The sequence below is a fragment of the Streptomyces sp. NPDC051322 genome, from assembly GCF_040689485.1.
Classification (GTDB): Bacteria; Actinomycetota; Actinomycetes; order Streptomycetales; family Streptomycetaceae; genus Streptomyces.
In genome coordinates, this window is sequence record NZ_JBFBAK010000003.1 from 298696 (window position 1) to 321342 (window position 22647).

The window sequence follows — 22647 nt, forward strand, 5'->3', positions numbered from 1 at the left end:
GGAAGAAGCAGAAAGCGACAACAGGATCCAGAGTCACATCAGCTGACAAATCCGGCATCCCGGGCATGGCAAAAGGCCCAGCACGTGATGCACGCGCCGGGCCTCGCTGGTGCTGACCGCTGCTACGGGGCGTCGCCCGTCGAGACCCCCAGAGTGATGGTGAGGTTCTTCGGGTCGACGTTCGTGTCCGCCAGCGGGTACTGGTCGAGGACGACGTCCTGCGCCCACTGGCCGCTGGGCTCCTGACGAACGGTGACGTGCCACCCCGCCGCGCGGGCGCAGGCCTTCACTGACAGAAGATCCTTGTACACGAAGTCGGGGACCTGGATCTTGTTCGGGTCGGTGACGCCCGCCGGGGGGTCCGAGCACTCCGTCGTCTCCATCGTGCGGTTCCGCTCCGGCGCCCGGTGCCCCGCCTTCGCCGATGCGCTGGGGCTGCCGGTGCCGCCGCCCGTGCCGCCGGCGTTGTTGTCGCCGTCACCGCCGAGTTGTATGGCCGCGATCACACCGCCGATGGCCAGCAGCGCCACCACCGCGGCGCCCACGATCATCGGCGTGTTCCGCCTGCCGCCACCGGAACCGCCCCGGGCCGGGGCGGTGGAGGGCGAGAGGGAGTACGGCGGCGGGGTCTGCGCGCCGTACTGCGGCTGTGCGGCGTACGGCTGCGGGGCCGGCGCGGGCGTCGGGTAGCCGCCCTGTTGCGGGTAGCCGTAGGAAGGGGCCGGTGCGGGCGTGCCGTAGGGGCCGGGCTGGTACGGGGTCTGCACCTGGCCGCTCTGCGGCAGCGAGGAATCCACCGGCGGGAAAACCGCGGAGCCGACCCCGGCCCCGCTGTTCGCGGGCGCGCCGCCGATGACCATCGGGGCCGCGCCCGTCCGGCCCGAGGACATCACGCGCAGGCACTCGTCGCGCATCGCGTCCGCCGTGGGGAACCGCTCATTCGGGTTCTTCTTCAGCGCCCGGGCCACCAGCGCGTCGACCGCCGGCGGGACCGAGCGGTTGATCGACGAAGGAGCGACCGGCTCCTCCTGCACATGCGCGTAAGCGATCGCCAGCGGTGAGTCCGCGTCGAACGGCAGCCGGCCGGTGAGCAACTGGAAGAGCATGATGCCGACCGAGTAGAGGTCCGACCGGGCGTCCACGCCGCGGCCGAGTGCCTGCTCGGGCGACAGGTACTGCGGAGTGCCGACCACCATGCCGGTCTGCGTCATCGAGGTGACGCCGGACTGCATGGCGCGGGCGATGCCGAAGTCCATGACCTTGACGACATCGCGCTTGGTCATCATGACGTTGCCGGGCTTGATGTCCCGGTGCACCAGCCCCATATCGTGGCTGGCCTCCAGCGCGGCCAGCACGTCGGCGGTGATCTTCAGCGCCTTGTCGGCGGGCATCGCACCGTACTGCGCGATGTCCGCCTGCAGCACGGAGCCGAGTGGCTGCCCCTCGACGTACTCCATGACGATGTACGGCATCAGCGCTTCGCCGAGGGTGTCCTCGCCGGTGTCGAACACCGAGACGATGTTGGTGTGCGAGAGCTTCGCGACGGCCTGCGCCTCACGCCGGAACCGCTCGCGGAAGGACTGCTCACGTCCCAGTTCGGTATGGAGGGTCTTGATGGCGACCTGACGGTCGAGCGCCGAGTCGTATGCCAGGTACACGGACGCCATGCCGCCCTCGCCGAGCAGGTCACGGAGCTGATAGCGCCCCCCGGCGACCGAATCTCCCGCGTAGCGGCCCTGCGCGCCGTCCTGGCTCATGACTCTGGCTCCCCCTCGGCGCACGGAAACGTGGCCCGATGTTGCGGCTGGCGTACGAAACCCGGGCCCGGGATCCGGACTCAGCGAATCCGGCCATACGAGATCCGGGGCGTACGGGGAAAGTCTGCCCCAGGCCCTCCGCACGTCAAGCCGGGTGCCCGTTCCGTGACCGTACGCGCACCAAGCGTCTCGCAAGCGTTACAGGAACCGCATGGAATTTGCATCGGTGATGCGATTACCGGTTGGATAGCCGGTCATTGCCGGACCGGGCCTTCACACAGAGCCTGTAGCGTGACGTCGCGATGCACGAAAAAAGACGTGGCAATGCATCACCGGACCCGCGCTCGGCGGGACCGACGCACCACTGGACCACCGCGCACCACCGCTGACGCGGACCGACACGACGGCGAGGACTGATGGCACCCGATTCCGAGGCAGGCGGCGGAGGCGTGTCGGACGTGCCGGAGGCATGGGGCGTCGACGGCCTCGTCGGTGACGGCCGGTACCGGCTGACGCACCGGCTGGGCCGTGGCGGCATGGCCGAGGTGTTCGCGGCCGAGGACGTACGGCTGGGGCGCACCGTCGCCGTCAAGCTGCTCCGCTCCGACCTCGCCGAGGACCCGGTGTCCAAGGCCAGGTTCACCCGCGAGGCACAGTCGGTCGCCGGCCTCAACCACCACGCGGTGGTCGCCGTGTACGACTCCGGCGAGGACTACTGGGGCGGGAACACCGTCCCCTACATCGTGATGGAGCTGGTCGAGGGCCGGACCATCCGCGATCTGCTGCTGAACGCCGAGGCCCCGCCGCCCGAGCAGGCGCTGATCATCGTGTCCGGGGTGCTCGAAGCGCTCGCGTACTCGCACCAGCACGGCATCGTGCACCGGGACATCAAGCCCGCCAACGTGATCATCACGGACGGTGGCGCGGTCAAGGTGATGGACTTCGGCATCGCCCGCGCGCTGCACGGCGCCGCGTCGACGATGACCCAGACCGGCATGGTCATGGGCACCCCGCAGTACCTCTCCCCCGAGCAGGCGCTCGGCAAGGCCGTCGACCACCGGTCCGATCTGTACGCCACCGGCTGCCTGCTCTACGAGCTCCTCACGATGCGTCCGCCCTTCACCGGCGAGACCCCGCTCTCGGTGGTCTACCAGCATGTTCAGGACATGCCGGTGCCGCCGTCGCAGGTGGCGGACGCGGTGCCGCCGGAGCTGGACGGGCTGGTGATGCGTTCGCTCGCCAAGGACCCCGACGACCGCTTCCAGAGCGCCGAGGAGATGCGCGCGCTGGTCGCCTACTCGCTGCAGATGCTCCAGCAGCAGGGCGGCCACACCGGGACCTGGAACACCGGCCCCGTGGTGATGAACGAGGCAGGTCCCACCCCGGCCATGGGCACCGCGGCGGCCACGGCCTACCCCCACCACGGTGACACTTCGCAGGCCCCGATCCTGCCGCCGATGAACCCGGACGACGGTTCGTACGACGGCAACGGCGGCCATCGCGGTGGCCGCGGCTGGATGTGGGTGGTGGCCGCGCTCGCGGTGATCGCGATCGCCGGGGGCATCGTCTACGCGCTGAACGGCATGGGCGGCAGCGGCGGTGAAGGGTCGCACACCACCAGGTCGCCGAGCCCGACCCGGTCGGACAGCACCAAGCCGAGCGACACGCCCTCGGACGAGTCCACCGACGACACCACGCAGCCGGGTACGTCGACCGGCACCGGCGGCGGGCGGAGCGACAAGCCCTCGTACACCCCGTCGGGCAAGCCGTCGAATTCGTCCTCGCCGTCGTCGCCCTCGCCTTCGGACAGCGGTGGTACGACGACGGATGGCGGGAAGACGGACGGTGGTAGCACCACCGGCGGTGGTACGACGACGGATGGCGGGAACACGGACGGCGGTACCACCACCGACGGCGGCTCGACGACCAGCGGCAACACCACCGACGGCAGTACGACGAACGGCAGCGGCTCGACGACCAGCGGCAACACCACCGACGGCAGTACGACGAACGGCAGCGGCTCGACGACCACCGGCAACACCACAACCGAAGGCACGACGACCGGGGTGACCACCGGCCTCACCGGCGGCTGACCGCCGCACCTCACCCCGTGAACGCCTCGCACACCGCGTCGTACTCCCGGGTCCACCACACCACCAGGGCCGACGCCGCCGGGAACAGCGCGTCGGCCCTGCGGTCGTCGAGCCGGTAGCGCCAGCGCAGTACCCAGAAGTCGTTGAGCCGCTCCCACCACACCCGGTGCACCGCGGCGGCGAGTTCGGCGGGTTGGGCGGCCGCCGACCGCCGGTAGGCGCGCGCATAGGCGCGCACCTTCGGCAGTTCGAGTTCACCGGTGGGCCGTACGAAGAAGATGACCGCGGCCCGGACCGCCTCCTCGGCGCGCGGCTGCACGCCCAGCCGGTCCCAGTCGATGATCGCGGCGGGCTCCGCGCCCCGGTAGAGCAGATTGAACGGGTGGAAGTCGCCGTGCACCCAGCCGCCCGGGGCCCCCGCCGGCGGACGCCGGTGGGCGTGCCGCTCCAGCAGCCGGCGGCGTTCCCGCAGCCGGTGTTCGGCGAGTTCGTCGAAGGCGTCCCGGGGTTCCGGACGCCGCGCCAGCCGGGCGAGCAGGTCCTCGATGACCGAGAGGGTGTGGACGGGGTCGGCGCTCTCATGCGGCGGCGGGGCGGACTCGGCCTCCATGACCCGCTCCAGACCGGTGTGCACCAGGCCCAGCAACGCCCCGAGCCGTCGGGACCCGGCCGTACTGAGCTGGGCGCCCTCCCGGTGCCGTCCGTCGATCCAGGGGTGCAGCGCGTAGCACCGGCCGCCGATCACGGTGACGGTGTCGCCGTCCGCGCCGGCCAGTGGCGGGGCGACCGGTACACCGAGCGCCGCCAGGCGCCGGGTGGCGCGGTGCTGGCGGCTGATCGCGGTGGGGTCGCCGTCGAGGTGGTGCTTGAGGAAGAAGTCGCCCTGTGTGGTGGCGAGCCGGTAGCCGCGGTTCAGCAGGCCCTGGGCGACGGGCTCGCAGGACAGCGCGGTGCCCGCCGCGTCGTAGCGGCGCAGCAGATCTGCCACCGGCGGGGTTACAGATGAGCGCAGCACCCGCCAGATGTTAGATCACTGCGCGTGGCCGGCTGTCCGGGGCGCCGGGTACCGCATCCGGTCGACCGTGCTGAACCGGGGCCTGATGCGCAGATAGACCGGATCGTACGGTTCGCCGTTCACCTCGGACGGGTCACCGGCGAAGCGCTCGATCTCCTCCGGCGTGGGGGTGACGGCTTCCGCGGTGCCGGTGAACTGCACCGACCAGATGTCGGTCGCTCCCGAGCCGAGATTGTCCGCGGCGTACGCGACGACGCTGCCGCGGCATGCCTCGTGATGCCCCGTTCCGGCGTGCATGCGCAGGATGACGCAGCCCTCCGAAACGATGTGCCGGGCAATGGCCAGGAAAGGCAGCGCGCGCATGCTGGTCGCCACCCGGCCGTACGGCACCAGGCCGAGCAGGTCGAGGGCGCGGAGTTTCTCGATCGGCATGACTTCTACTGTCCGTGTCCGAACGGATCCGGGTAAGAGGCCAGCTGCCCGAGGATTCGGGACGTAAGTCCCGAATGAAGGACGAGAGATCACGCAGCGTTATCGCCGCTCGGCCTGCAGCCTGGCCACATAGGCGGCGGCCTGCGAGCGCCGTTCCATGCCGAGCTTGGAGAGCAGGCTGGACACGTAGTTCTTGATGGTCTTCTCGGCGAGGTGCAGCCGCTCCCCGATGACCCGGTTCGTCAGTCCCTCCCCGATCAGGTCCAGGATCCTGCGCTCCTGTTCGGTGAGGCCCGCCAGCCGCTCGTCGCCCTTGTCGCCGCCGCCGTCGCGCAGCCGCTCCAGGACGCGTGCGGTGGCCACCGGGTCCAGCAGCGACTTCCCGGCCGCCACGTCCCGGACGGCGGAGAGCAGTTCGTTGCCGCGGATCGCCTTCAGTACGTATCCGGAGGCGCCCGCCATGATCGCGTCGAAGAGCGCCTCGTCGTCGGAGTACGAAGTGAGCATCAGGCATTTGATGTTCTCGTCCGCCGAACGGATCTCCCGGCATACCTCCACCCCGCTGCCGTCCGGCAGCCGGACGTCGAGGACCGCGACGTCCGGCCGGGTGGCCGGAATCCGGGCCAGGGCGTCCGCCGCGGTGCCGGCCTCGCCGACGACCTCGATGTCGTCCTCGAGTGACAGAAGTTCATGAACGCCACGGCGTACCACTTCGTGGTCATCAAGGAGGAATACACTGATTTTTGCGGATTCAGGCACGGAATCAGTCTCACATACCAACCCTTCCCGTGCCTGGGGTGGCCGTTATAACGTGCCTCTGTTCCGGCGGCCTGCAAGGCTGTGACCAGTGGTTGTTCTCCCATTCTTCGATTTACTTGGAAATCCAAGCAAAATCGCAGGTCAAATGGGGTTTCGCAGTTCTGCGACGCACTGGGTAACGTGCCTTTGACAGGGTGCTCGCCGGGGCACCTGTCACGCCTGTTCCCGGCCACGTCGCACCCACCCCGTGCGGGGTCATGGGATTTCAGGCGAGCCGCACTGGCCTTACCGGCAACCCCGGGGGCCGGACCGACGGAGGAGCACGCACGTGACCGTGGAGAGCACTGCCGCGCGCAAGCCGCGACGCAGCAGCAAGCGAGCCGGCGCCGCGAGGACGCCAGAGAGTGCCGAGCCGCAGCTCGTACAGCTGCTGACGCCCGAGGGCGAGCGCATCGAGCACCCCGAGTACGAAGTGGATCTCACCCCGGAGGAGCTGCGCGGTCTGTATCGGGACATGGTCCTGACGCGCCGCTTCGACGCCGAGGCCACCTCCCTGCAACGCCAGGGCGAACTGGGGCTGTGGGCATCGCTGCTCGGTCAGGAGGCCGCTCAGATCGGCTCCGGCCGGGCGCTGAGGGACGACGACTACGTCTTCCCGACCTACCGTGAGCACGGTGTCGCCTGGTGCCGGGGGGTCGATCCCACCAATCTGCTGGGCATGTTCCGTGGCGTGAACCACGGTGGCTGGGACCCCAACAGCAACAATTTCCACCTGTACACCATCGTGATCGGTTCGCAGACGCTGCACGCGACCGGCTATGCGATGGGCGTCGCCAAGGACGGCGCGGACTCCGCGGTCATCGCCTACTTCGGTGACGGCGCGTCCAGTCAGGGCGATGTCGCCGAGGCGTTCACCTTCTCCGCGGTCTACAACGCGCCGGTGGTCTTCTTCTGCCAGAACAACCAGTGGGCGATCTCCGAGCCCACCGAGAAGCAGATGCGGGTGCCGCTCTACCAGCGGGCCCAGGGCTTCGGCTTCCCCGGCGTCCGGGTCGACGGCAACGACGTACTCGCCTGTCTGGCGGTCACCAAGGTGGCGCTGGAGCGGGCCCGCCGGGGCGAGGGGCCCACGCTGGTCGAGGCGTTCACCTACCGGATGGGCGCGCACACCACGTCGGACGACCCGACGAAGTACCGCTCGCAGGACGAGTACGAGGCCTGGAAGGCCAAGGACCCGATCCAGCGGCTCCGGACCTATCTGGAGAAGCAGAAGCTGGCCGACAAGGCGTTCTTCGCCGAGCTCGACGCCGAGAGCGAGGCACTCGGCAAGCGGGTGCGTGAGGCGGTACGGGCGATGCCGGACCCGGACCCCATGGCCATGTTCGAGAACACCCACGCCGACGGCCATGCGCTGGTCGACGAGGAGCGCGCGCAGTTCGCCGCCTACCAGGCGTCCTTCGCAGAGGAGGGCAACTGATCATGGCCGCAACCAGCATGAGCATCGCCAAGGCGCTCAACGAGTCGCTGCGCAAGGCGCTCGACACCGACCCCAAGGTCCTCATCATGGGTGAGGACGTCGGCAAGCTCGGCGGCGTCTTCCGGATCACGGACGGCCTGCAGAAGGACTTCGGCGAGGACCGGGTCATCGACACCCCGCTCGCCGAGTCCGGCATCGTCGGTACGGCGATCGGCCTGGCCCTGCGCGGCTACCGCCCGGTCGTGGAGATCCAGTTCGACGGTTTCGTCTTCCCCGCGTACGACCAGATCGTCACCCAGCTCGCGAAGATGCACGCCCGCGCGCTCGGCAAGGTCAAAATGCCGGTCGTCGTCCGGATCCCGTACGGCGGCGGCATCGGAGCGGTGGAACACCACAGTGAGTCGCCCGAGGCGCTCTTCGCGCACGTCGCGGGGCTGAAGGTGGTCTCGCCGTCCAACGCGTCGGACGCGTACTGGATGATGCAGCAGGCCATCCAGAGCGACGACCCGATCATCTTCTTCGAGCCGAAGCGGCGTTACTGGGACAAGGGCGAGCTCGACGTCGAGGCGATCCCGCACCCGCTGCACAAGGCGAAGGTCGTCCAGCAGGGCTCGGATCTGACGCTCGCCGCTTACGGTCCGATGGTGAAGGTCTGTCTGGAAGCCGCGGCGGCGGCCGCCGAGGAGGGCAAGTCGCTGGAGGTCGTCGATCTGCGCTCGATGTCGCCGATCGACTTCGACACCGTGCAGACCTCGGTCGAGAAGACCGGCAGGCTGGTCGTGGTGCATGAGGCTCCGGTATTCCTGGGTACCGGTTCGGAAATCGCCGCCCGGATCACCGAGCGGAGTTTCTACCACCTCGAAGCACCGGTACTGAGGGTCGGCGGGTTCCACACGCCGTACCCGCCGGCCCGCCTGGAGGACGAGTACCTGCCGGGCCTGGACCGGGTGCTCGACGCCGTCGACCGCTCGCTTGCGTACTGAGGAGCGCCGTGACCATGACTGATACAGCGACGTCCGCCCGGACTCCGTCCGGCGGGTCCCCCGTCCGCGAGTTCAAGATGCCCGACGTGGGCGAGGGACTCACCGAGGCGGAGATCCTCAAGTGGTACGTCGCCCCCGGCGACACGGTGACCGACGGCCAGGTGGTGTGCGAGGTCGAGACGGCCAAGGCCGCCGTCGAGCTGCCCATCCCCTTCGACGGGGTGGTGCACGAGCTGCGTTTCCCCGAGGGCACCACGGTCGACGTCGGACAGGTGATCATCACGGTGGACGTGGCGCCCGGATCGGCGCCCGCCGAGGCCGAAGCCGCCGCGGTTCCGTCCCAGGCCGAGCAGCAGCCGGCGCCGCAGGCCGGGGAGCAGGCCGCGCCGCCTGCCCGCCAGCCGGTGCTGGTGGGGTACGGCGTCGCCGAGTCCTCGACCAAGCGCCGCCCCCGCAAGGGCGCGGCCACCGCCGCGCCGGAGGCAGCCCCGGCGGGCACCTACTACGCGCCGCCCGCCGACGCGGCGCCGCAGGAGCCGGTGAACGGGCATTCCACGGCGCGCCCGCTCGCCAAGCCCCCGGTCCGCAAGCTGGCCAAGGACCTGGGCATCGACCTGACGACCGTCAGGCCCACCGGCCCGGACGGCATCATCACCCGTGAGGACGTCCACGCGGCGGCGGAGCCCGCGGTGCGGGCGACCGAGCCGGTGCCGGCGGCGGAACCCGCAGCGGGCACGACGGCCGCCACGACAGCCGCCACCACGCTCGGCGGCGAAGCCCGGGAGACCCGCATCCCGGTCAAGGGCGTACGGAAGGCCACCGCGCAGGCGATGGTCGACAGCGCCTTCAGCGCACCGCATGTCACCGAGTTCGTCACGCTCGACGTCACCCGCACCATGAAGCTCGTCGCCGAGCTCAAGGGTGACCGGGCCTTCGAGGGCCTGCGGGTGAACCCGCTGCTGCTGATCGCCAAGGCGCTGCTGGTCGCGATCAAGCGCAACCCCGAGGTCAACGCCGCGTGGGACGAGGCGAACCAGGAGATCGTGCAGAAGCACTACGTCAACCTGGGCATCGCCGCGGCCACCCCGCGCGGTCTGCTCGTCCCGAACATCAAGGACGCGCACGCCAAGACCCTGCCCGAGCTGGCCGGGGCACTGGGCGAGCTGGTCTCCACGGCCCGCGAGGGCAGGACCTCCCCGGCGGCGATGCAGGGCGGCACGGTGACCATCACCAATGTCGGCGTCTTCGGCGTCGACACGGGCACGCCGATCCTCAACCCGGGCGAGTCCGCGATCCTCGCGGTCGGTGCGATCAAGCTCCAGCCGTGGGTCCACAAGGGCAAGGTCAAGCCCCGGCAGGTCACCACCCTGGCGCTCTCCTTCGACCACCGGCTCGTCGACGGCGAGCTGGGCTCCAAGGTGCTCGCCGATGTGGCGGCGATCCTGGAGCAGCCGAAGCGCCTGATCACCTGGGCCTAAACGCCGCAAAGCAGGTCAGCGCAGACAGCCCCGTCCCGCGATGTGGACGGGGCTGTCTGTTGCGTACCTGTTGTATCTATGCTGTGCGCATGCCCATCGCCCCACTGAAGCAGCCCCCCGCCGCCGAGCGTGTCTACGCGCACATCAAGCAGGCCGTGCTCGACCGCCGCTACGAGGGCGGGACCCTCCTCACCGAGGGCGAGCTCGCCGAGGCCGTCGGCGTCTCCCGCACCCCGGTACGGGAGGCGCTGCTCAAGCTGGAGGTCGAGGGGCTCATCAAGCTGTACCCGAAGAAGGGCGCGCTGGTCCGCGCCGTCTCCGCGCAGGAGATCCACGACGTGGTCGAGACCAGGCTGCTCGTCGAGGAGTTCGCCGCGCGCAAGGCCGTGCCGGCGAGCCCGCAGCTGATCGAGCGGCTGGCCGAGCTGCTGGCCGAGCAGATCGCGCAGGTGGAGTCGGGCGATCTGGCCGGAGCCGCGGTCACCGACCGGTGCTTCCACGCGGAGATCGTGCGCAACGCCGGGAACGAGATCCTTTCGCGCCTCTACGACCAGCTGCGGGACCGGCAGCTGCGGATGGGCGTCGCAGTCCTCCACGCGCACCCCGACCGGACCGCCACGACGCTGGCCGAGCACCGCGAGATCCTGGAAGCGCTGCGCGGCGGGGACGCCGACGGCGCCGTCGGCGTCGTCCGCCGGCACGTCTCCCGGGTGCGGAACCTGGCCCGGGGTGAGGTCCGATGAGCGCGGTGCTGCCCGGCGATCCGCCCGGGGGCCGGCGTGCCGTCGTCGTGTGGGGGGTCGGCGTCGCCGTCTACTTCGTGGCGATCGTCTTCCGTACCAGTCTGGGCGTGGCGGGTCTGGACGCCGCCGACCGCTTCCACGTCAACGCGTCGGCCCTGTCCACCTTCTCGATACTTCAGCTGCTGGTCTATGCCGGGATGCAGATCCCGGTCGGGCTACTCGTCGACCGGCTCGGCACCAAGAAGGTGCTGACCATCGGCGTGGTGCTGTTCACCCTCGGACAGCTCGGCTTCGCTCTGTCCCCCACGTACGGAACAGCCCTCGCCTCCCGCGCCCTGCTCGGCTGCGGTGATGCGATGACCTTCATCAGCGTGCTGCGCCTCGGCACTCGCTGGTTCCCCGTCCGGCGCGGTCCGATGATCGCCCAGCTGGCCGGCCTGGTCGGCATGGCGGGCAACCTGGTCTCGACCGTGGTCATCTCCCGGACGCTGCACACCCTCGGCTGGACCACCACCTTCGCCGGCAGTTCGCTGGCCGGCGTGTTCATCCTGGTGGTGATGTTGCTGCTCCTCAAGGACCACCCCGAGGGCTATGAGCCACCGCCCGCCCAGCACGCCGGGGCCGCCTTCGTCCGACGGCAGATCGTCGCGTCCTGGCGCGAGCCCGGCACCCGGCTCGGGATGTGGGTGCACTTCACCACGCAGTTCCCGGCGATGTTCTTCCTGCTGCTCTGGGGGATGCCCTTCCTCGTCCAGGCCGAGGGGCTCTCCCGGCCCATCGCGGGTGAACTGCTCACCCTGATCGTGGTCTCCAACATGGTGGTCGGCCTGGCGTACGGGCAGATCATTGCCCGCCACCAAGGAGCCCGCGCCCCCATCGCGCTGTCCACGGTGGGCGCCACCGCCCTGCTCTGGGCCTGCACCCTCGCCTATCCCGGCGACCACGCCCCGATGTGGCTGCTGCTCACCCTGTGCGCGGTGCTCGGCGCCTGCGGTCCCGCCTCGATGATCGGCTTCGACTTCGCCCGGCCCGCGAACCCGCCGGAGCGGCAGGGCACCGCATCCGGCATCGTCAACATGGGCGGCTTCACCGCCTCCATGACGACGCTGCTCGCGGTCGGCGTCCTGCTGGACGCCACCGGCGACAACTACCGGATCGCCTTCTGCTCCGTCTTCGTGCTGGAGGCGCTGGGTGTCACGCAGATCCTCCGGCTGCGCCGCCGCACCGCGCGCCGGGAGTCCGAGCGGCTGGTGACCAGCCGGGTGCAAGCGGTGCACGTGCCCGCCTGACCGTGCGTCGCGGCACGGTCAGGGGGTGACGGCGAAGGACTGGAGGATCGCCGCGGCCAGCTCCTGGTCGCCCTCGGCCTTGATCTCGTCCGCGACCGCCGCGAGCGCGACCCGTCCGCAGGCCAGCCTGAAGTACGTTTCCCAGTCCATCGCGATCGTCACCACGGGCCCCAGCGACGGCGTGCCGTCGACCGTGCCGCGGCCGTCCGCGTCCACCCGGACCGTACGCATGAACTCGACGGCGCCGGTGACATCGAGGACGACCGCCGAATTCGGCGGAGCTCCTGCGTCCTTGGCGACCACCTTCGGCAGCGCCTCCACCAGGACGCTGCGGGCGACCTGAGCACCGGGCGAGTCCAAGTGGCCGGGCTTGCCCAGCGTGGTGCGCAGGTCCTGCTCGTGCACCCACACGTCGAACGCCCGCATGCGCAGCGCCTTTTCCAGGGTGTGCTCGGCGCCGAGCGGCGCACGCACCAGGGTGTCCGGGGCCCGGGTTTCGTTCCGCAGCTGCCGCGAGCGCCGGATGATCGTGTACTCCAGGTCCGCGGTCATCTCCGGCGCGGTGTGGTGACGCCGCACGTCGACCTGCATCTCCATGTACCGCTGGTGCTCGGTCTTCACGTGGAAGAGGTCGCGCGGCAGCGAGTGAATGGGGCGGGGGTCGCCCAACTGCTCGCTCTCCATGCCGATGATGTGCGAGACGATGTCGCGCACGGACCAGTTTGGGCAGGGCGTACCGCGATTCCACTCGCCCTCGACGAGCGGTCCCACCAGTTCGGATATGGCTTCTACGGAGTGGGTCCAGGCATCGGCGTAGGTCTGAAGTGTGGGATGGACAGTCACGGGACCCCTCGGAGCGGTGTTCTGCGGTACGGCGGCGGGCTGGTGTGCTGCTGGGGGTCCTGGGGGCGTCCCCCGAAAAGGCACAGTACGCTGCCCAGTGGCACCCCTGCAGTGCTTTCGTGTGACGATCGTAGGCCCGCGTTGACGGCTCGAATGCCAGGACGGTGGTAGTGTGCGCGCCTCTCTCATCCAGATCGCCGTAAACCCGGGGGAAAACCCCGCCGCGCGCCGACTGCGAGCCGCCGCTCTGGTGCGGGAACAGTCGGAGGCCGATCTGGTGGTGCTCCCCGAACTCTGGCCGGTGGGCGCCTTCGCCTACGAGTCCTTCGTGGACGAGGCGGAGCCACTGGAGGGCCCGACGTACCGGGCGATGTCCGAGGCGGCCCGCGCGGCAGGGGTCTGGCTGCATGCGGGCTCGATCGTGGAGCGGGACCCCGACGGGCTCCTCTACAACACCTCCCTGGTCTTCTCCCCCGACGGCGAGGCCGCAGCCGTCTACCGCAAGATCCACCGCTTCGGCTTCGACAAGGGCGAGGCGACCCTGATGGCGGCCGGCGCCGAACTGGTGACCGTGTCCCTGCCGACCGCCACCCTCGGCCTGGCCACCTGTTACGACCTCCGCTTCCCGGAACTCTTCCGCGCCCTGGTCGACGCCGGAGCCCAGCTGCTCGTCGTCCCGGCCGGCTGGCCCGAGCGGCGCCGCGCGCACTGGACGCTGCTGGCCCAGGCCCGCGCGGTGGAGAACCAGTCGTACGTGCTGGCCTGCGGCTCGGCCGGTACTCATGCCGGGGTCCAGCAGGCGGGCCACAGCATCGTGGTCGACCCCTGGGGCGAGGTGCTGGCCGAGGCGGGCGCCGACGAGGAGGTCCTGACGGTGGATCTCGACCCGGCCCTGGTGGCCCGGACCCGCGACCAGTTCCCCGCCCTCAAGGACCGCAGGCTCGGCCTCGCACTGCCCGGACGCTGACGCCGGGCTCCGGCGGGCTAGCCGTCGTGCCTGCCTTCCTTCTCCTGGTCCTTCTCCAGCATGTGGATCACCGAAACGGCGACGGCGATGAGCAGCGCCGGATCCGAGTCCTCCCGGACCACGTTCACCGCGTAGGCGTCGCGCATCGTGAACCACTTCTTGGAGATGTCGGCCAGCAGCTCGTTCTGGTACTCGATCGCGAACTCGCGGTCCAGGATGTTCCCGCTGACGTCCAGCTCGGTGCCGTCGGCCATCTTCACCAGGTAGTGATGGTGCAGCACGGTGAGCTGCTTCTTCCGGATGGTCGCGAGCGGCTCCCCGTCCCGCTCCAGGGTCATGGTGTCCCGAACGGAGATCAGCTTCTCCTTGATCGTGATCAGCACCCGCCCGTCGAGGTCCTTGAGTTCCATGGTGTCGCGGATCCGGAGGACCTTGCCGTCGACGAGGTACGCCTTGTCGCCGTTCTCGTCCTCGATCCAGAAGTCGTCGCCGATGTCGAAGATGCGTTCGCGCACGAGGAATTTCATGCGGCCGACGTTACCGCTGACGCCCGCGCCGCATCAGGAGGCAGGGAGCCCCGGGACACACCCGGTGGGATGGCACCCTTGAACCATGAACGATGCCGCCCCGGCGCACACCCCCGCGCCCCGCCGTGCCCGCGTCCGTGCCCCCGAGCTGATCGGCAAGGGCGGCTGGCTCAATACAGGAGGCAACGAGCTCACCCTCGCTGACCTGCGGGGACGCATCGTTGTTCTCGATTTTTGGACGTTTTGCTGCATCAACTGCCTGCACGTCCTCGACGAGCTGCGCGAGCTGGAGCAGCAGCACGGCGACACCGTCGTGATCATCGGCGTGCACTCCCCGAAGTTCGTGCACGAGGCCGAGCACCAGGCCGTGGTCGACGCGGTCGAGCGGTACGGCGTGCAGCACCCCGTGCTGGACGACCCGGAGCTGGCCACCTGGAAGCAGTACGCGGTCCGCGCCTGGCCGACGCTCGTCGTCATCGACCCCGAGGGGTACGTCGTCGCGCAGCACGCCGGCGAGGGGCATGCGCACGCCATCGAGAAGCTGGTCGAGGAGCTGGAGGCCGCGCACGCGGCCAAGGGCACGCTCCGGCGCGGGGACGCGCCGTACGTCGCGCCGGAGCCGGTGGCCACCGATCTGCGGTTCCCGGGGAAGGTGATCGCGCTGCCGAGCGAAAATCTGCTCGTGTCGGACACCACCCGGCATCAGCTGGTCGAGCTGGAGCCGGACGGCGAGAGCGTCGTACGGCGGATCGGCGGCGACGGGGTGTTCAACGAGCCGCAGGGGCTGGCGCTGCTGCCGGACGGGAAGGTCGCGGTCGCGGATACGGTCAACCACGCGATCCGGACGTACGACCCGCGGAGCGGTGAGATCGCGCGGATCGCGGGGACCGGGAAGCAGTGGTGGCAGGGGTCGCCGACCAGTGGGCCGGCCCGGGAAGTGGATCTGTCGTCGCCGTGGGATGTGGCCTGGTTCGGCGGGCGGTTGTGGATCGCGATGGCCGGTGTCCACCAGCTGTGGACGTACGACCCGGAGACACGGACCGTCGAGGTCGCGGCCGGGACCACCAACGAGGGGCTGGTGGACGGGCCCGCCGCCGAGGCGTGGTTCGCTCAGCCGTCGGGGCTTTCGGCCGCGGGGGACCGGCTGTGGATCGCCGACTCGGAGACGTCCGCGCTGCGCTGGATCGACCCGGAAGGCGCGGTGCACACCGCCGTGGGCACCGGGCTTTTCGACTTCGGGCACCGGGACGGCAACGCCGAACAGGCCTTGCTGCAGCACCCCTTGGGGGTGACCGCGCTGCCGGACGGTTCGGTCGCCGTGTCCGACACGTACAACCACGCGCTGCGCCGCTACGATCCGGCCACCGGTGAAGTGACCACGCTGGCCACCGACTTGCGGGAGCCGAGCGACGCGGTGCTGGTCGGGGACGACATCGTGGTCGTGGAGTCCGCGCGGCACCGGCTGACCCGGTTGCGGCTGCCCGAGGAGGCCGTACGGGTGGAGAGCGTCGCGCACCGGACCCAGCGGGCCGCCACCGATGTGGCCCCGGGGAAGCTCCGGGTCGATGTGATCTTCCAGGCGCCCGCCGGGCAGAAGCTGGATCTGCGGTATGGGCCGTCGACCCGGCTGCTGGTCTCGTCGACCCCGCCCGAGCTGCTGGCGGCCGGGGGCGGCGCCGGTACGGATCTGTTCCGGGACCTGGAACTCGACCCGGCGGTCACCGAGGGCGTGCTGCATGTGTCGGCGATGGCCGCGTCCTGCGACGACGATCCTGACAATGAGTACCCGGCCTGCCATGTGCACCAGCAGGACTGGGGCGTCCCCGTCCGTGTCACGGAGGAGGGAACGCCCCGGCTGCCGCTGGTGCTTGCCGGGATGGATGGCTGATGCGCACCTCCCCGGGGGTGTCAGCCCAGGTGGTGGTGGTCGTCCTCGACCACGGTGGTTGACGTGGGCATCGTCGGCCGGCGACGGCGCAGGACGCTGGTGTACACCGCGATGCCGATGATGCCGACCAGCATCATGATCACACCGACCAGGTCGAGGTTGACGCTGTTCAGGTGCCAGTCGGTCGCGAAGGTGAGGATGGCCCCCACCACGAGAAGGATGATGCAGCCGCCCAGGCCCATCAGTAATCGCCTCCGGCGTCGAATTGGCTGTTCCGGTCCTGAAGGGCGCGTACCCCGGGTCGGAACAGCCAATCAGTACGCCCGACTTCAGCCTTCCAGGAACGCGGTCAGTGCGTTGGCCAGGTGGTACGGGTCATCGGCGCCGCAGAGTTCGCGGGCGCTGTGCATCGAGAGGATCGCGACGCCGATGTCCACCGTCCGGATGCCGTGCCGGGCGGCGGTGATCGGGCCGATGGTGGTGCCGCAGGGCATCGAGTTGTTGGAGACGAAGTTCTGCATGGGGACGCCGGACTTCTCGCAGGCCTCGGCGAAGACCGCACGGCCGCTGCCGTCCGTCGCGTACCGCATGTTGACGTTGACCTTGAGGATCGGTCCGCCGTTGGCGCGCGGATGGTGCGTCGGGTCGTGCCGCTCGCTGTAGTTGGGGTGCACCGCGTGGCCGGTGTCGGAGGAGAGGCAGACGGCGCCCGGGAAGGCGCGGGCCTTGTCCTCATAGCTGCCCCCGCGGGCGAAGACCGAACGCTCCAGCACGGTGCCGAGCAGCGGGCCGTCCGCGCCGGTGTCGGACTGGGAGCCGTTCTCCTCGTGGTCGAAGGCGGCCAGCACGGGGATGCAGGGGAGCCCACCGCCGGAGCCGGCGGAGTCCGCGGTGGCCACCGCGGCGAGCGCGGCCGTCGCGGCGTGCACCGAGAGCAGGTTGTCCATCCGGGGACCCGCGAGCAGCTCCTGATCACGGCCCAGGTAGGCGGGTGCCTCGATGGCGTGCACCATCAGGTCCCAGCCGGTGACCTCGTCGGCGGTGACTCCGGCCTCCTCGGCGACGAAGCGGATCAGGTCGCCCTCCTCGACATCGCCCAGCCCCCAGATCGGCTGCATATGACGCTGCTTGTCGAGCTTGAGGCCGTCGGTGTGGACGGACCGGTCCAGGTGGATGGCGAGCTGCGGAACGCGCAGCAGCGGCCGGTCCACGTTGACCAGCCGGTGGCTGCCGTCGCGCAGGGTGAGCCGGCCGGCCAGGCCCAGATCACGGTCCAGCCAGGTGTTGAGCAGCGTCCCGCCGTACACCTCGACGGCCACCTGGCGCCAGCCGTCACTGCCGGAGTCCGGCAGCGGCTTCACCCGGAGGTTGGGCGAGTCGGTGTGCGCGCCGACGATACGGAACGGGGTGTGCGGCCGGGCGTTCTCCGGCACGTACCAGGCGATGATCGCGCCCCCGCGCAGCACGTACTTCCCACCCGTGGAGGCGTCCCAGGCATCGGTCTCCGCGACCTGCCGGAAGCCCGCCTTCTCCAGGCGCTCGGCGGCGTTCGCCACGGCGTGGTACGGCGACGGGCCGGCCGCCAGGAAGGTCATCAAGTCGTCGGTGTGGCCGCGGTCGAAGCGGGCGGGTGTGCTCATGGCTGCCAGCCTAACGACCAAAACCGCGGCCCTGCCCTCCGGAATAGGGCGGGGCCGCGGGGCCGTTGGACCCGCTGATCCACCTATGGGGTCTTCCCGGCCGCTTTGTCGTTCACGGCCGGTGCGACCCACTGTTGCCAGCGTGGGCTGGCGGCGATGGTACGCAACTGGGCCTCGGTGAGCGAGCCGCCGACGGCGGCGACCACCACCCGGGTGCCGTCGGGGCGGAGCAGATCGGCGGTCCTGGTGGGCGCGGCGGGCGAGGTGTCGGAGCGGACGAGCAGGACGGCGCCGTCCTTGAGGGTGGTCAGCCGGCAGTCGGAGTGCTGCTGCCCCGACGCGTGCGGGTCACAGGTGTAGATCTGGCGCAGTTCGTTGCTGCTGGTGATGTGCACCTGCTTGGCCGGGCCTCCCGCGTCGGTGCGCAGCGTGTCCTTCTTGCTGTGGTTTCCGGGCTTGCCGGACGTGCTGTCCGGCGGACCTGCCTCCTTGCCGGGGCCCGGCTCCGAGGCCCCGGGCGGGTAGGCGAAGCCGCCCATGACGCGGACCCCGACGCTGCTCTTGTCCGGCAGGAAGGTGAGCCTGGCGGACGTCTGGACGGAGCGGTACCGGGGGTCTGTCCTGCCAGGCGGCCGCGTACCTGCCGAGGCCGGACGGCAGCAGGTCCCTCAGGACGGTGGTGGTCGCGGCGTCGGTCAGCGCCTCCTTGCCCGCGGGCGGTGAGGCCTGGGCCGCCGCGGGAGCGAAGTCCGGGATACGCACCCCGGACGCCGTGTTGCTGCCGGCACCGGGGCCCGGCAGCGCCGTGATGACCGCGAAGGCGGTGAGGGCGGTGAGGGCGGTGCCCGCCGTGCCCCACGCTGCGGCCCGGCGCCTGCGCCGAGTACGACGCCCCCGCACGACCACCCCGCTGACCAGCAGTTCGGTCTGCACCGGAAGACCGCCGAGTGCCGCGTTCATGGTGCGGGACAGCTCGGGGCCGAAGAGGTCAGCGGCTGGGTTGTCTTGTTCATGGAGCGGCATCGGAGCACCGTCCTTTTCGGTGGCGGGCACGTGGGTGAGGCGGGCATGTGGGTGAGTCGGGGGGATCATCGGGGGGCGAACGAACTGTGCTCGCCGTCGATGAAATCCGGCCGGGTTATGTCTCACCTTGTGAGACGCGGACCACGCGAACGGGCCGGGACGCCTCGGTGAGGAAGGCGTCCCGGCCCGTGGCCGGAGGGTGTCAGGAGCGACGGCTCAGAACGCGGCCTCGTCGAGCTCCATCAGGGAGTTGTCGACGGTCTCGGCCAGCGCGCGCTGCACGCCCACGCCCGGCAGGACGTCGGCGGCGAAGAACTTCGCGGCCGCGATCTTGCCCTGGTAGAAGTTCTTGTCCTTGGCGGCGGCGGTCGGCAGCTTCTCGGCGGCCACCGCGGCGCCCTTCAGCAGCAGGTAGCCGACCACCACGTCACCGGAGGCCATCAGCAGCCGGGTGGTGTTGAGGCCCACCTTGTAGATGTTCTTGACGTCCTCACCGGTCGCGGTGAGGTCGGTGATCATCGTGGAGACGATCGCCTCCAGGTCCACCGCGGCCTTGGCCAGCTGCTCGCGGGCGGCCTCCAGCTCCTCGCCGCCGGGGCCGACCGCCAGGAACTTCTTGATCTCCTCGGACAGCGTGTTCAGCGCCGCGCCCTGGTCGCGGACGATCTTCCGGAAGAAGAAGTCCTGGCCCTGGATCGCGGTGGTGCCCTCGTAGAGGGTGTCGATCTTGGCGTCCCGGATGTACTGCTCGACCGGGTACTCCTGCAGGTAGCCGGAGCCGCCGAAGGTCTGCAGCGACTGGGCGAGCTGCTCGTAGGACTTCTCCGAGCCGTAGCCCTTGACGATCGGCAGCAGCAGGTCGTTGAGGCCGTGCAGCGCCTTGGCGTCCTCGCCGGCCGCCTCCTGCTCCTGGATCGCGTCCTGGACCGAGGCGGTGTAGAGCACCAGGGTGCGCATGCCCTCGGCGTACGCCTTCTGCGTCATCAGCGAGCGGCGCACGTCCGGGTGGTGCGTGATGGTCACCTTGGGCGCGGACTTGTCCATGAACTGCGCGAGGTCGGGGCCCTGGACGCGCTCCTTGGCGTACTCCAGCGCGTTCAGGTAGCCGGTCGACAGGGTGGCGATGGCCTTGGTGCCGACCATCATCCGGGCGAACTCGATGATGCGGAACATCTGGCGGATGCCCTCGTGCTTGTCACCGATCAGCCAGCCCTTGGCGGGGTGTTGGTCGCCGAAGGTCATCTCACAGGTGTTGGAGGCCTTGAGGCCCATCTTGTGCTCGACGTTGGTCGCGTAGACGCCGTTGCGCTCGCCCAGCTCGCCGGTGGTCCAGTCGAACTCGAACTTCGGGACCATGAAGAGGGAGAGGCCCTTGGTGCCGGGGCCCGCGCCCTCGGGGCGCGCCAGTACGTAGTGAATGATGTTCTCGGACATGTCGTGCTCGCCCGAGGTGATGAAGCGCTTGACGCCCTCGATGTGCCAGGAGCCGTCGTCCTGCTGCACGGCCTTCGTCCGGCCGGCGCCGACGTCCGAGCCGGCGTCCGGCTCGGTGAGGACCATGGTGGAGCCCCACTGCTTGTCGACCGCTATCTCGGCGATCTTCTTCTGCTCGTCGGTGCCCTCCTCGAAGAGGATGCCCGCGAACGCCGGGCCCGAGGAGTACATCCACACCGCCGGGTTGGCGCCGAGCAGCAGCTCCGCGTACGCCCAGATCAGCGAGCGCGGCGAGGTGGTGCCGCCGATCTCCTCGGGCAGGCCCAGACGCCAGTACTCGGAGTCCATGAAGGCCTGGTACGACTTCTTGAAGGTGTCGGGTACGGGGGCCGTGTTGGTCTCCGGGTCGAAGACCGGCGGGTTGCGGTCCGCGTCCGCGTAGGACTCGGCGAGCTCGTTCTCGGCGAGGCGCGCGACCTCGTCGAGGATGCTCTTCGCGGTCTCGACGTCCATCTCCGCGAACGGGCCGGTGCCGTACAGCTTGTCGCGGCCGAGGACCTCGAAGAGGTTGAACTCGATGTCGCGGAGATTCGACTTGTAGTGCCCCATGGCGACGGCCCTCTCGTAACGCGTACCCGTAGTGAATTACCAGCAAGTAGCCACGATGATGCTACCCGTCAGTAACAAAATGCAAGCCCTATCGGGCAAGTGTGACGAGACCGGCTCTGCGGCGGTGGCCTTTTTCTCAGTACTCTTGCGCGCATGTACGGCTACGACCAGAACCAGGGCGCCCAGCAGCAGTACGCCGCCCCGCAGTCCGGCTACGGCGATCAGCCGCTGTACCCCGAGCCGTCACCGCCCTCGCTCGCCGACGGGGTGCGGGCTTTCACCACCGGGTCGCTGGCCGCCGAGGACTTCCAGCAGATCTTCGCCACCTCGAAGGTCTACTGCCCGCGCGGGGACAACCCCGGGTTCCTCGCCCTGCACAACACGCAGCAGCCGGTGATCCCGATGTTCACCTCGCTGAAAGAACTGCGTAAGTACGCGGGCAAGGAGTCCAAGTACTTTGTGATCACCGGCGCCGAGGTGATCGACCTGCTGCCCACCGGGTACGGCTTCGTCCTCGATATGGAGGGCGAGCACCGGATGGTGTTCGACGCGAAGGCCGTGGAGCAGATGGTCGACTTCGCGATGCGCCGCATGTACGGCTAGCCGCCCTTGCCGCGCAGACGGCTGAGGACTCTTCCGGACGGGCCGCCCGGGAATGACTGCGGTTTGCTAGATGTTCACCATTCAACTACTTTGAACGACGAGCATCCCTGCTAGGAGGGCCGCCATGCCTGCCGTGACCGTCGAGAATCCGTTGACCCTGCCGCGCGTCGTCGCGCCGGCCGACGCCGTGCCGCGCCCCGTGCTGACGGTTTCCACCGCGCCGGCGGGCTTCGAGGGCGAGGGTTTCCCGGTGCGCCGTGCCTTCGCCGGGATCAACTACCAGTTCCTCGACCCGTTCATCATGATGGACCAGATGGGTGAGGTGGAGTACGCACCGGGTGAGCCGAAGGGCACCCCGTGGCACCCGCACCGCGGTTTCGAGACCGTGACGTACCTGATTGACGGAACCTTCGTCCACCAGGACTCCCATGGTGGCGGCGGCACGATCAACGACGGCGACACCCAGTGGATGACCGCGGGCGCCGGCCTGTTGCACATCGAGGCGCCGCCGGAGACGCTGGTCATGAGCGGCGGTCTCTTCCACGGCCTCCAGCTGTGGGTGAACCTCCCGGCCGCCGACAAGATGATGGCCCCCCGCTATCAGGACATCGGCGGCGGCCAGGTGCAGCTGCTCACCTCGCCGGACGGCGGCGCGCTGCTGCGGGTCATCGCGGGCGAGCTGGCCGGGCACCAGGGTCCGGGCATCACCCACACCCCGATCACGATGATCCACGCGACCGTGCGGCCGGGGGCCGAGGTCACGCTGCCGTGGCGTGAGGACTTCAACGGCCTGGCGTATGTCATGGCGGGGCGCGGGGCGGTGGGCGCCGACCGGCGTCCGGTCCGTACCGGGCAGACGGCGGTCTTCGGGGACGGGTCCTCGCTCACCGTCCGGGCGGACGCGACGCAGGACGCGAAGGCGCCGGACCTGGAGGTCGTGCTGTTGGGTGGTCGGCCCATCCGGGAGCCGATGGCGCACTACGGTCCGTTCGTGATGAACAGTGAGGCCGAGCTGCGGCAGGCCTTCGAGGACTTCCAGCGGGGGCGGCTCGGCAGGGTCCCGGCCGTCCACGGGATGGCGTAGCAA

At 69.9% G+C, this 22647-nt stretch carries 20 protein-coding genes; 10 read left to right on the forward strand and 10 right to left on the reverse strand.

Annotation, left to right across the window (positions count from 1 at the left end; all coding sequences use genetic code 11):
* Nucleotides 1-122: 122 nt before the first annotated feature.
* Complete coding sequence (locus AB0436_RS09610; protein ID WP_366467176.1) at nt 123-1757, reverse strand: protein kinase; 1635 nt, start codon at nt 1755-1757, stop codon at nt 123-125.
* Between the two features lie 416 nt (nt 1758-2173).
* Here AB0436_RS09610 and AB0436_RS09615 point away from each other — a divergent pair, with 416 nt between their 5' ends.
* Nucleotides 2174-3850 (forward strand): protein kinase, encoded by a 1677-nt coding sequence (locus AB0436_RS09615; protein WP_366467177.1) that lies wholly within the window; start codon nt 2174-2176, stop codon nt 3848-3850.
* A gap of 10 nt (nt 3851-3860) precedes the next feature.
* On the opposite strand, the gene AB0436_RS09620 is transcribed toward AB0436_RS09615, so the two are convergent.
* From AB0436_RS09620 to AB0436_RS09630, 3 genes are all read right to left on the reverse strand, one after another.
* Nucleotides 3861-4865: a phosphotransferase gene (locus tag AB0436_RS09620; RefSeq protein ID WP_366467178.1), complete on the reverse strand. Its 1005-nt coding sequence runs from the start codon at nt 4863-4865 to the stop codon at nt 3861-3863.
* Between the two features lie 15 nt (nt 4866-4880).
* Nucleotides 4881-5297 carry a pyridoxamine 5'-phosphate oxidase family protein gene (locus AB0436_RS09625; RefSeq protein ID WP_365853631.1) on the reverse strand — a complete coding sequence of 139 codons (417 nt, stop codon included), beginning with the start codon at nt 5295-5297 and terminating at the stop codon, nt 4881-4883.
* A 99-nt stretch (nt 5298-5396) separates the two neighbouring features.
* Entirely contained in the window at nt 5397-6056 is a 660-nt protein-coding gene (locus AB0436_RS09630) for a response regulator transcription factor (RefSeq protein WP_366467179.1), read from the reverse strand.
* 328 nt (nt 6057-6384) lie between these two features.
* Here AB0436_RS09630 and pdhA point away from each other — a divergent pair, with 328 nt between their 5' ends.
* The 5 genes from pdhA to AB0436_RS09655 all read left to right on the forward strand — a co-directional run bounded on the left by pdhA (nt 6385) and on the right by AB0436_RS09655 (nt 12026).
* Nucleotides 6385-7533: a pyruvate dehydrogenase (acetyl-transferring) E1 component subunit alpha gene (gene pdhA / locus AB0436_RS09635; protein ID WP_366467180.1), complete on the forward strand. Its 1149-nt coding sequence runs from the start codon at nt 6385-6387 to the stop codon at nt 7531-7533.
* Between the two features lie 2 nt (nt 7534-7535).
* The gene (locus AB0436_RS09640) at nt 7536-8516 is read left to right on the forward strand and encodes an alpha-ketoacid dehydrogenase subunit beta (protein WP_366467181.1); all 981 of its coding nucleotides are present in this window, start codon (nt 7536-7538) and stop codon (nt 8514-8516) included.
* A 14-nt stretch (nt 8517-8530) separates the two neighbouring features.
* Nucleotides 8531-9994 carry a dihydrolipoamide acetyltransferase family protein gene (locus AB0436_RS09645; RefSeq protein WP_366467182.1) on the forward strand — a complete coding sequence of 488 codons (1464 nt, stop codon included), beginning with the start codon at nt 8531-8533 and terminating at the stop codon, nt 9992-9994.
* A gap of 89 nt (nt 9995-10083) precedes the next feature.
* Nucleotides 10084-10737 (forward strand): GntR family transcriptional regulator, encoded by a 654-nt coding sequence (locus tag AB0436_RS09650; RefSeq protein ID WP_366467184.1) that lies wholly within the window; start codon nt 10084-10086, stop codon nt 10735-10737.
* Entirely contained in the window at nt 10734-12026 is a 1293-nt protein-coding gene (locus AB0436_RS09655; RefSeq protein ID WP_366467185.1) for an MFS transporter, read from the forward strand. The genes AB0436_RS09650 and AB0436_RS09655 overlap by 4 nt, the downstream gene beginning before the upstream one ends.
* A gap of 18 nt (nt 12027-12044) precedes the next feature.
* Here the strand turns inward: AB0436_RS09655 and AB0436_RS09660 are convergent, their stop codons facing one another.
* Nucleotides 12045-12869: a maleylpyruvate isomerase family mycothiol-dependent enzyme gene (locus tag AB0436_RS09660; protein WP_366467187.1), complete on the reverse strand. Its 825-nt coding sequence runs from the start codon at nt 12867-12869 to the stop codon at nt 12045-12047.
* 172 nt (nt 12870-13041) lie between these two features.
* On the opposite strand from AB0436_RS09660, the gene AB0436_RS09665 reads away from it, so the two are divergent.
* Complete coding sequence (locus AB0436_RS09665) at nt 13042-13836, forward strand: carbon-nitrogen family hydrolase (protein ID WP_366467188.1); 795 nt, start codon at nt 13042-13044, stop codon at nt 13834-13836.
* 17 nt (nt 13837-13853) lie between these two features.
* On the opposite strand, the gene AB0436_RS09670 is transcribed toward AB0436_RS09665, so the two are convergent.
* Nucleotides 13854-14363 carry an LURP-one-related family protein gene (locus tag AB0436_RS09670; protein ID WP_366467189.1) on the reverse strand — a complete coding sequence of 170 codons (510 nt, stop codon included), beginning with the start codon at nt 14361-14363 and terminating at the stop codon, nt 13854-13856.
* Nucleotides 14364-14448: 85 nt separating this feature from the next.
* Here AB0436_RS09670 and AB0436_RS09675 point away from each other — a divergent pair, with 85 nt between their 5' ends.
* Complete coding sequence (locus AB0436_RS09675) at nt 14449-16251, forward strand: NHL domain-containing thioredoxin family protein (RefSeq protein WP_366467190.1); 1803 nt, start codon at nt 14449-14451, stop codon at nt 16249-16251.
* 20 nt (nt 16252-16271) lie between these two features.
* Here the strand turns inward: AB0436_RS09675 and AB0436_RS09680 are convergent, their stop codons facing one another.
* The 4 genes from AB0436_RS09680 to AB0436_RS09695 form a co-directional block, all read right to left on the reverse strand.
* Nucleotides 16272-16493, reverse strand: coding sequence for a DUF6458 family protein (locus AB0436_RS09680; RefSeq protein ID WP_366467191.1), 222 nt, complete (start codon nt 16491-16493; stop codon nt 16272-16274).
* A gap of 87 nt (nt 16494-16580) precedes the next feature.
* Nucleotides 16581-17891, reverse strand: coding sequence for a M18 family aminopeptidase (locus tag AB0436_RS09685; protein WP_366467192.1), 1311 nt, complete (start codon nt 17889-17891; stop codon nt 16581-16583).
* A gap of 83 nt (nt 17892-17974) precedes the next feature.
* On the reverse strand, nt 17975-18430 hold the full coding sequence (locus AB0436_RS09690) for a hypothetical protein (RefSeq protein ID WP_366467193.1): 456 nt from the start codon (nt 18428-18430) through the stop codon (nt 17975-17977).
* A 700-nt stretch (nt 18431-19130) separates the two neighbouring features.
* Nucleotides 19131-20957: an acyl-CoA dehydrogenase gene (locus tag AB0436_RS09695; RefSeq protein ID WP_366467194.1), complete on the reverse strand. Its 1827-nt coding sequence runs from the start codon at nt 20955-20957 to the stop codon at nt 19131-19133.
* Nucleotides 20958-21110: 153 nt separating this feature from the next.
* Here AB0436_RS09695 and AB0436_RS09700 point away from each other — a divergent pair, with 153 nt between their 5' ends.
* Both AB0436_RS09700 and AB0436_RS09705 read left to right on the forward strand, forming a co-directional pair.
* Nucleotides 21111-21560, forward strand: coding sequence for an SseB family protein (locus tag AB0436_RS09700; RefSeq protein ID WP_365853593.1), 450 nt, complete (start codon nt 21111-21113; stop codon nt 21558-21560).
* Nucleotides 21561-21684: 124 nt separating this feature from the next.
* Nucleotides 21685-22644: a pirin family protein gene (locus AB0436_RS09705; RefSeq protein WP_366467195.1), complete on the forward strand. Its 960-nt coding sequence runs from the start codon at nt 21685-21687 to the stop codon at nt 22642-22644.
* Nucleotides 22645-22647 lie beyond the last annotated feature (3 nt).

What these genes read in the sequence shown, in the direction of transcription:
- AB0436_RS09705 (WP_366467195.1), top strand. Translation starts at nt 21,685, where the DNA reads ATGCCTGCCGTGACCGTCGAGAATCCGTTGACCCTGCCGCGCGTCGTC.
- AB0436_RS09680 (WP_366467191.1), bottom strand. Translation starts at nt 16,493, where the DNA reads ATGGGCCTGGGCGGCTGCATCATCCTTCTCGTGGTGGGGGCCATCCTC.
- AB0436_RS09610 (WP_366467176.1), bottom strand. Translation starts at nt 1,757, where the DNA reads ATGAGCCAGGACGGCGCGCAGGGCCGCTACGCGGGAGATTCGGTCGCC.
- AB0436_RS09700 (WP_365853593.1), top strand. Translation starts at nt 21,111, where the DNA reads ATGTACGGCTACGACCAGAACCAGGGCGCCCAGCAGCAGTACGCCGCC.
- AB0436_RS09615 (WP_366467177.1), top strand. Translation starts at nt 2,174, where the DNA reads ATGGCACCCGATTCCGAGGCAGGCGGCGGAGGCGTGTCGGACGTGCCG.
- AB0436_RS09695 (WP_366467194.1), bottom strand. Translation starts at nt 20,957, where the DNA reads ATGGGGCACTACAAGTCGAATCTCCGCGACATCGAGTTCAACCTCTTC.
- AB0436_RS09670 (WP_366467189.1), bottom strand. Translation starts at nt 14,363, where the DNA reads ATGAAATTCCTCGTGCGCGAACGCATCTTCGACATCGGCGACGACTTC.
- AB0436_RS09655 (WP_366467185.1), top strand. Translation starts at nt 10,734, where the DNA reads ATGAGCGCGGTGCTGCCCGGCGATCCGCCCGGGGGCCGGCGTGCCGTC.
- AB0436_RS09675 (WP_366467190.1), top strand. Translation starts at nt 14,449, where the DNA reads ATGAACGATGCCGCCCCGGCGCACACCCCCGCGCCCCGCCGTGCCCGC.
- AB0436_RS09640 (WP_366467181.1), top strand. Translation starts at nt 7,536, where the DNA reads ATGGCCGCAACCAGCATGAGCATCGCCAAGGCGCTCAACGAGTCGCTG.
- AB0436_RS09625 (WP_365853631.1), bottom strand. Translation starts at nt 5,297, where the DNA reads ATGCCGATCGAGAAACTCCGCGCCCTCGACCTGCTCGGCCTGGTGCCG.
- AB0436_RS09650 (WP_366467184.1), top strand. Translation starts at nt 10,084, where the DNA reads ATGCCCATCGCCCCACTGAAGCAGCCCCCCGCCGCCGAGCGTGTCTAC.
- AB0436_RS09685 (WP_366467192.1), bottom strand. Translation starts at nt 17,891, where the DNA reads ATGAGCACACCCGCCCGCTTCGACCGCGGCCACACCGACGACTTGATG.
- AB0436_RS09645 (WP_366467182.1), top strand. Translation starts at nt 8,531, where the DNA reads ATGACTGATACAGCGACGTCCGCCCGGACTCCGTCCGGCGGGTCCCCC.
- AB0436_RS09690 (WP_366467193.1), bottom strand. Translation starts at nt 18,430, where the DNA reads ATGGGCGGCTTCGCCTACCCGCCCGGGGCCTCGGAGCCGGGCCCCGGC.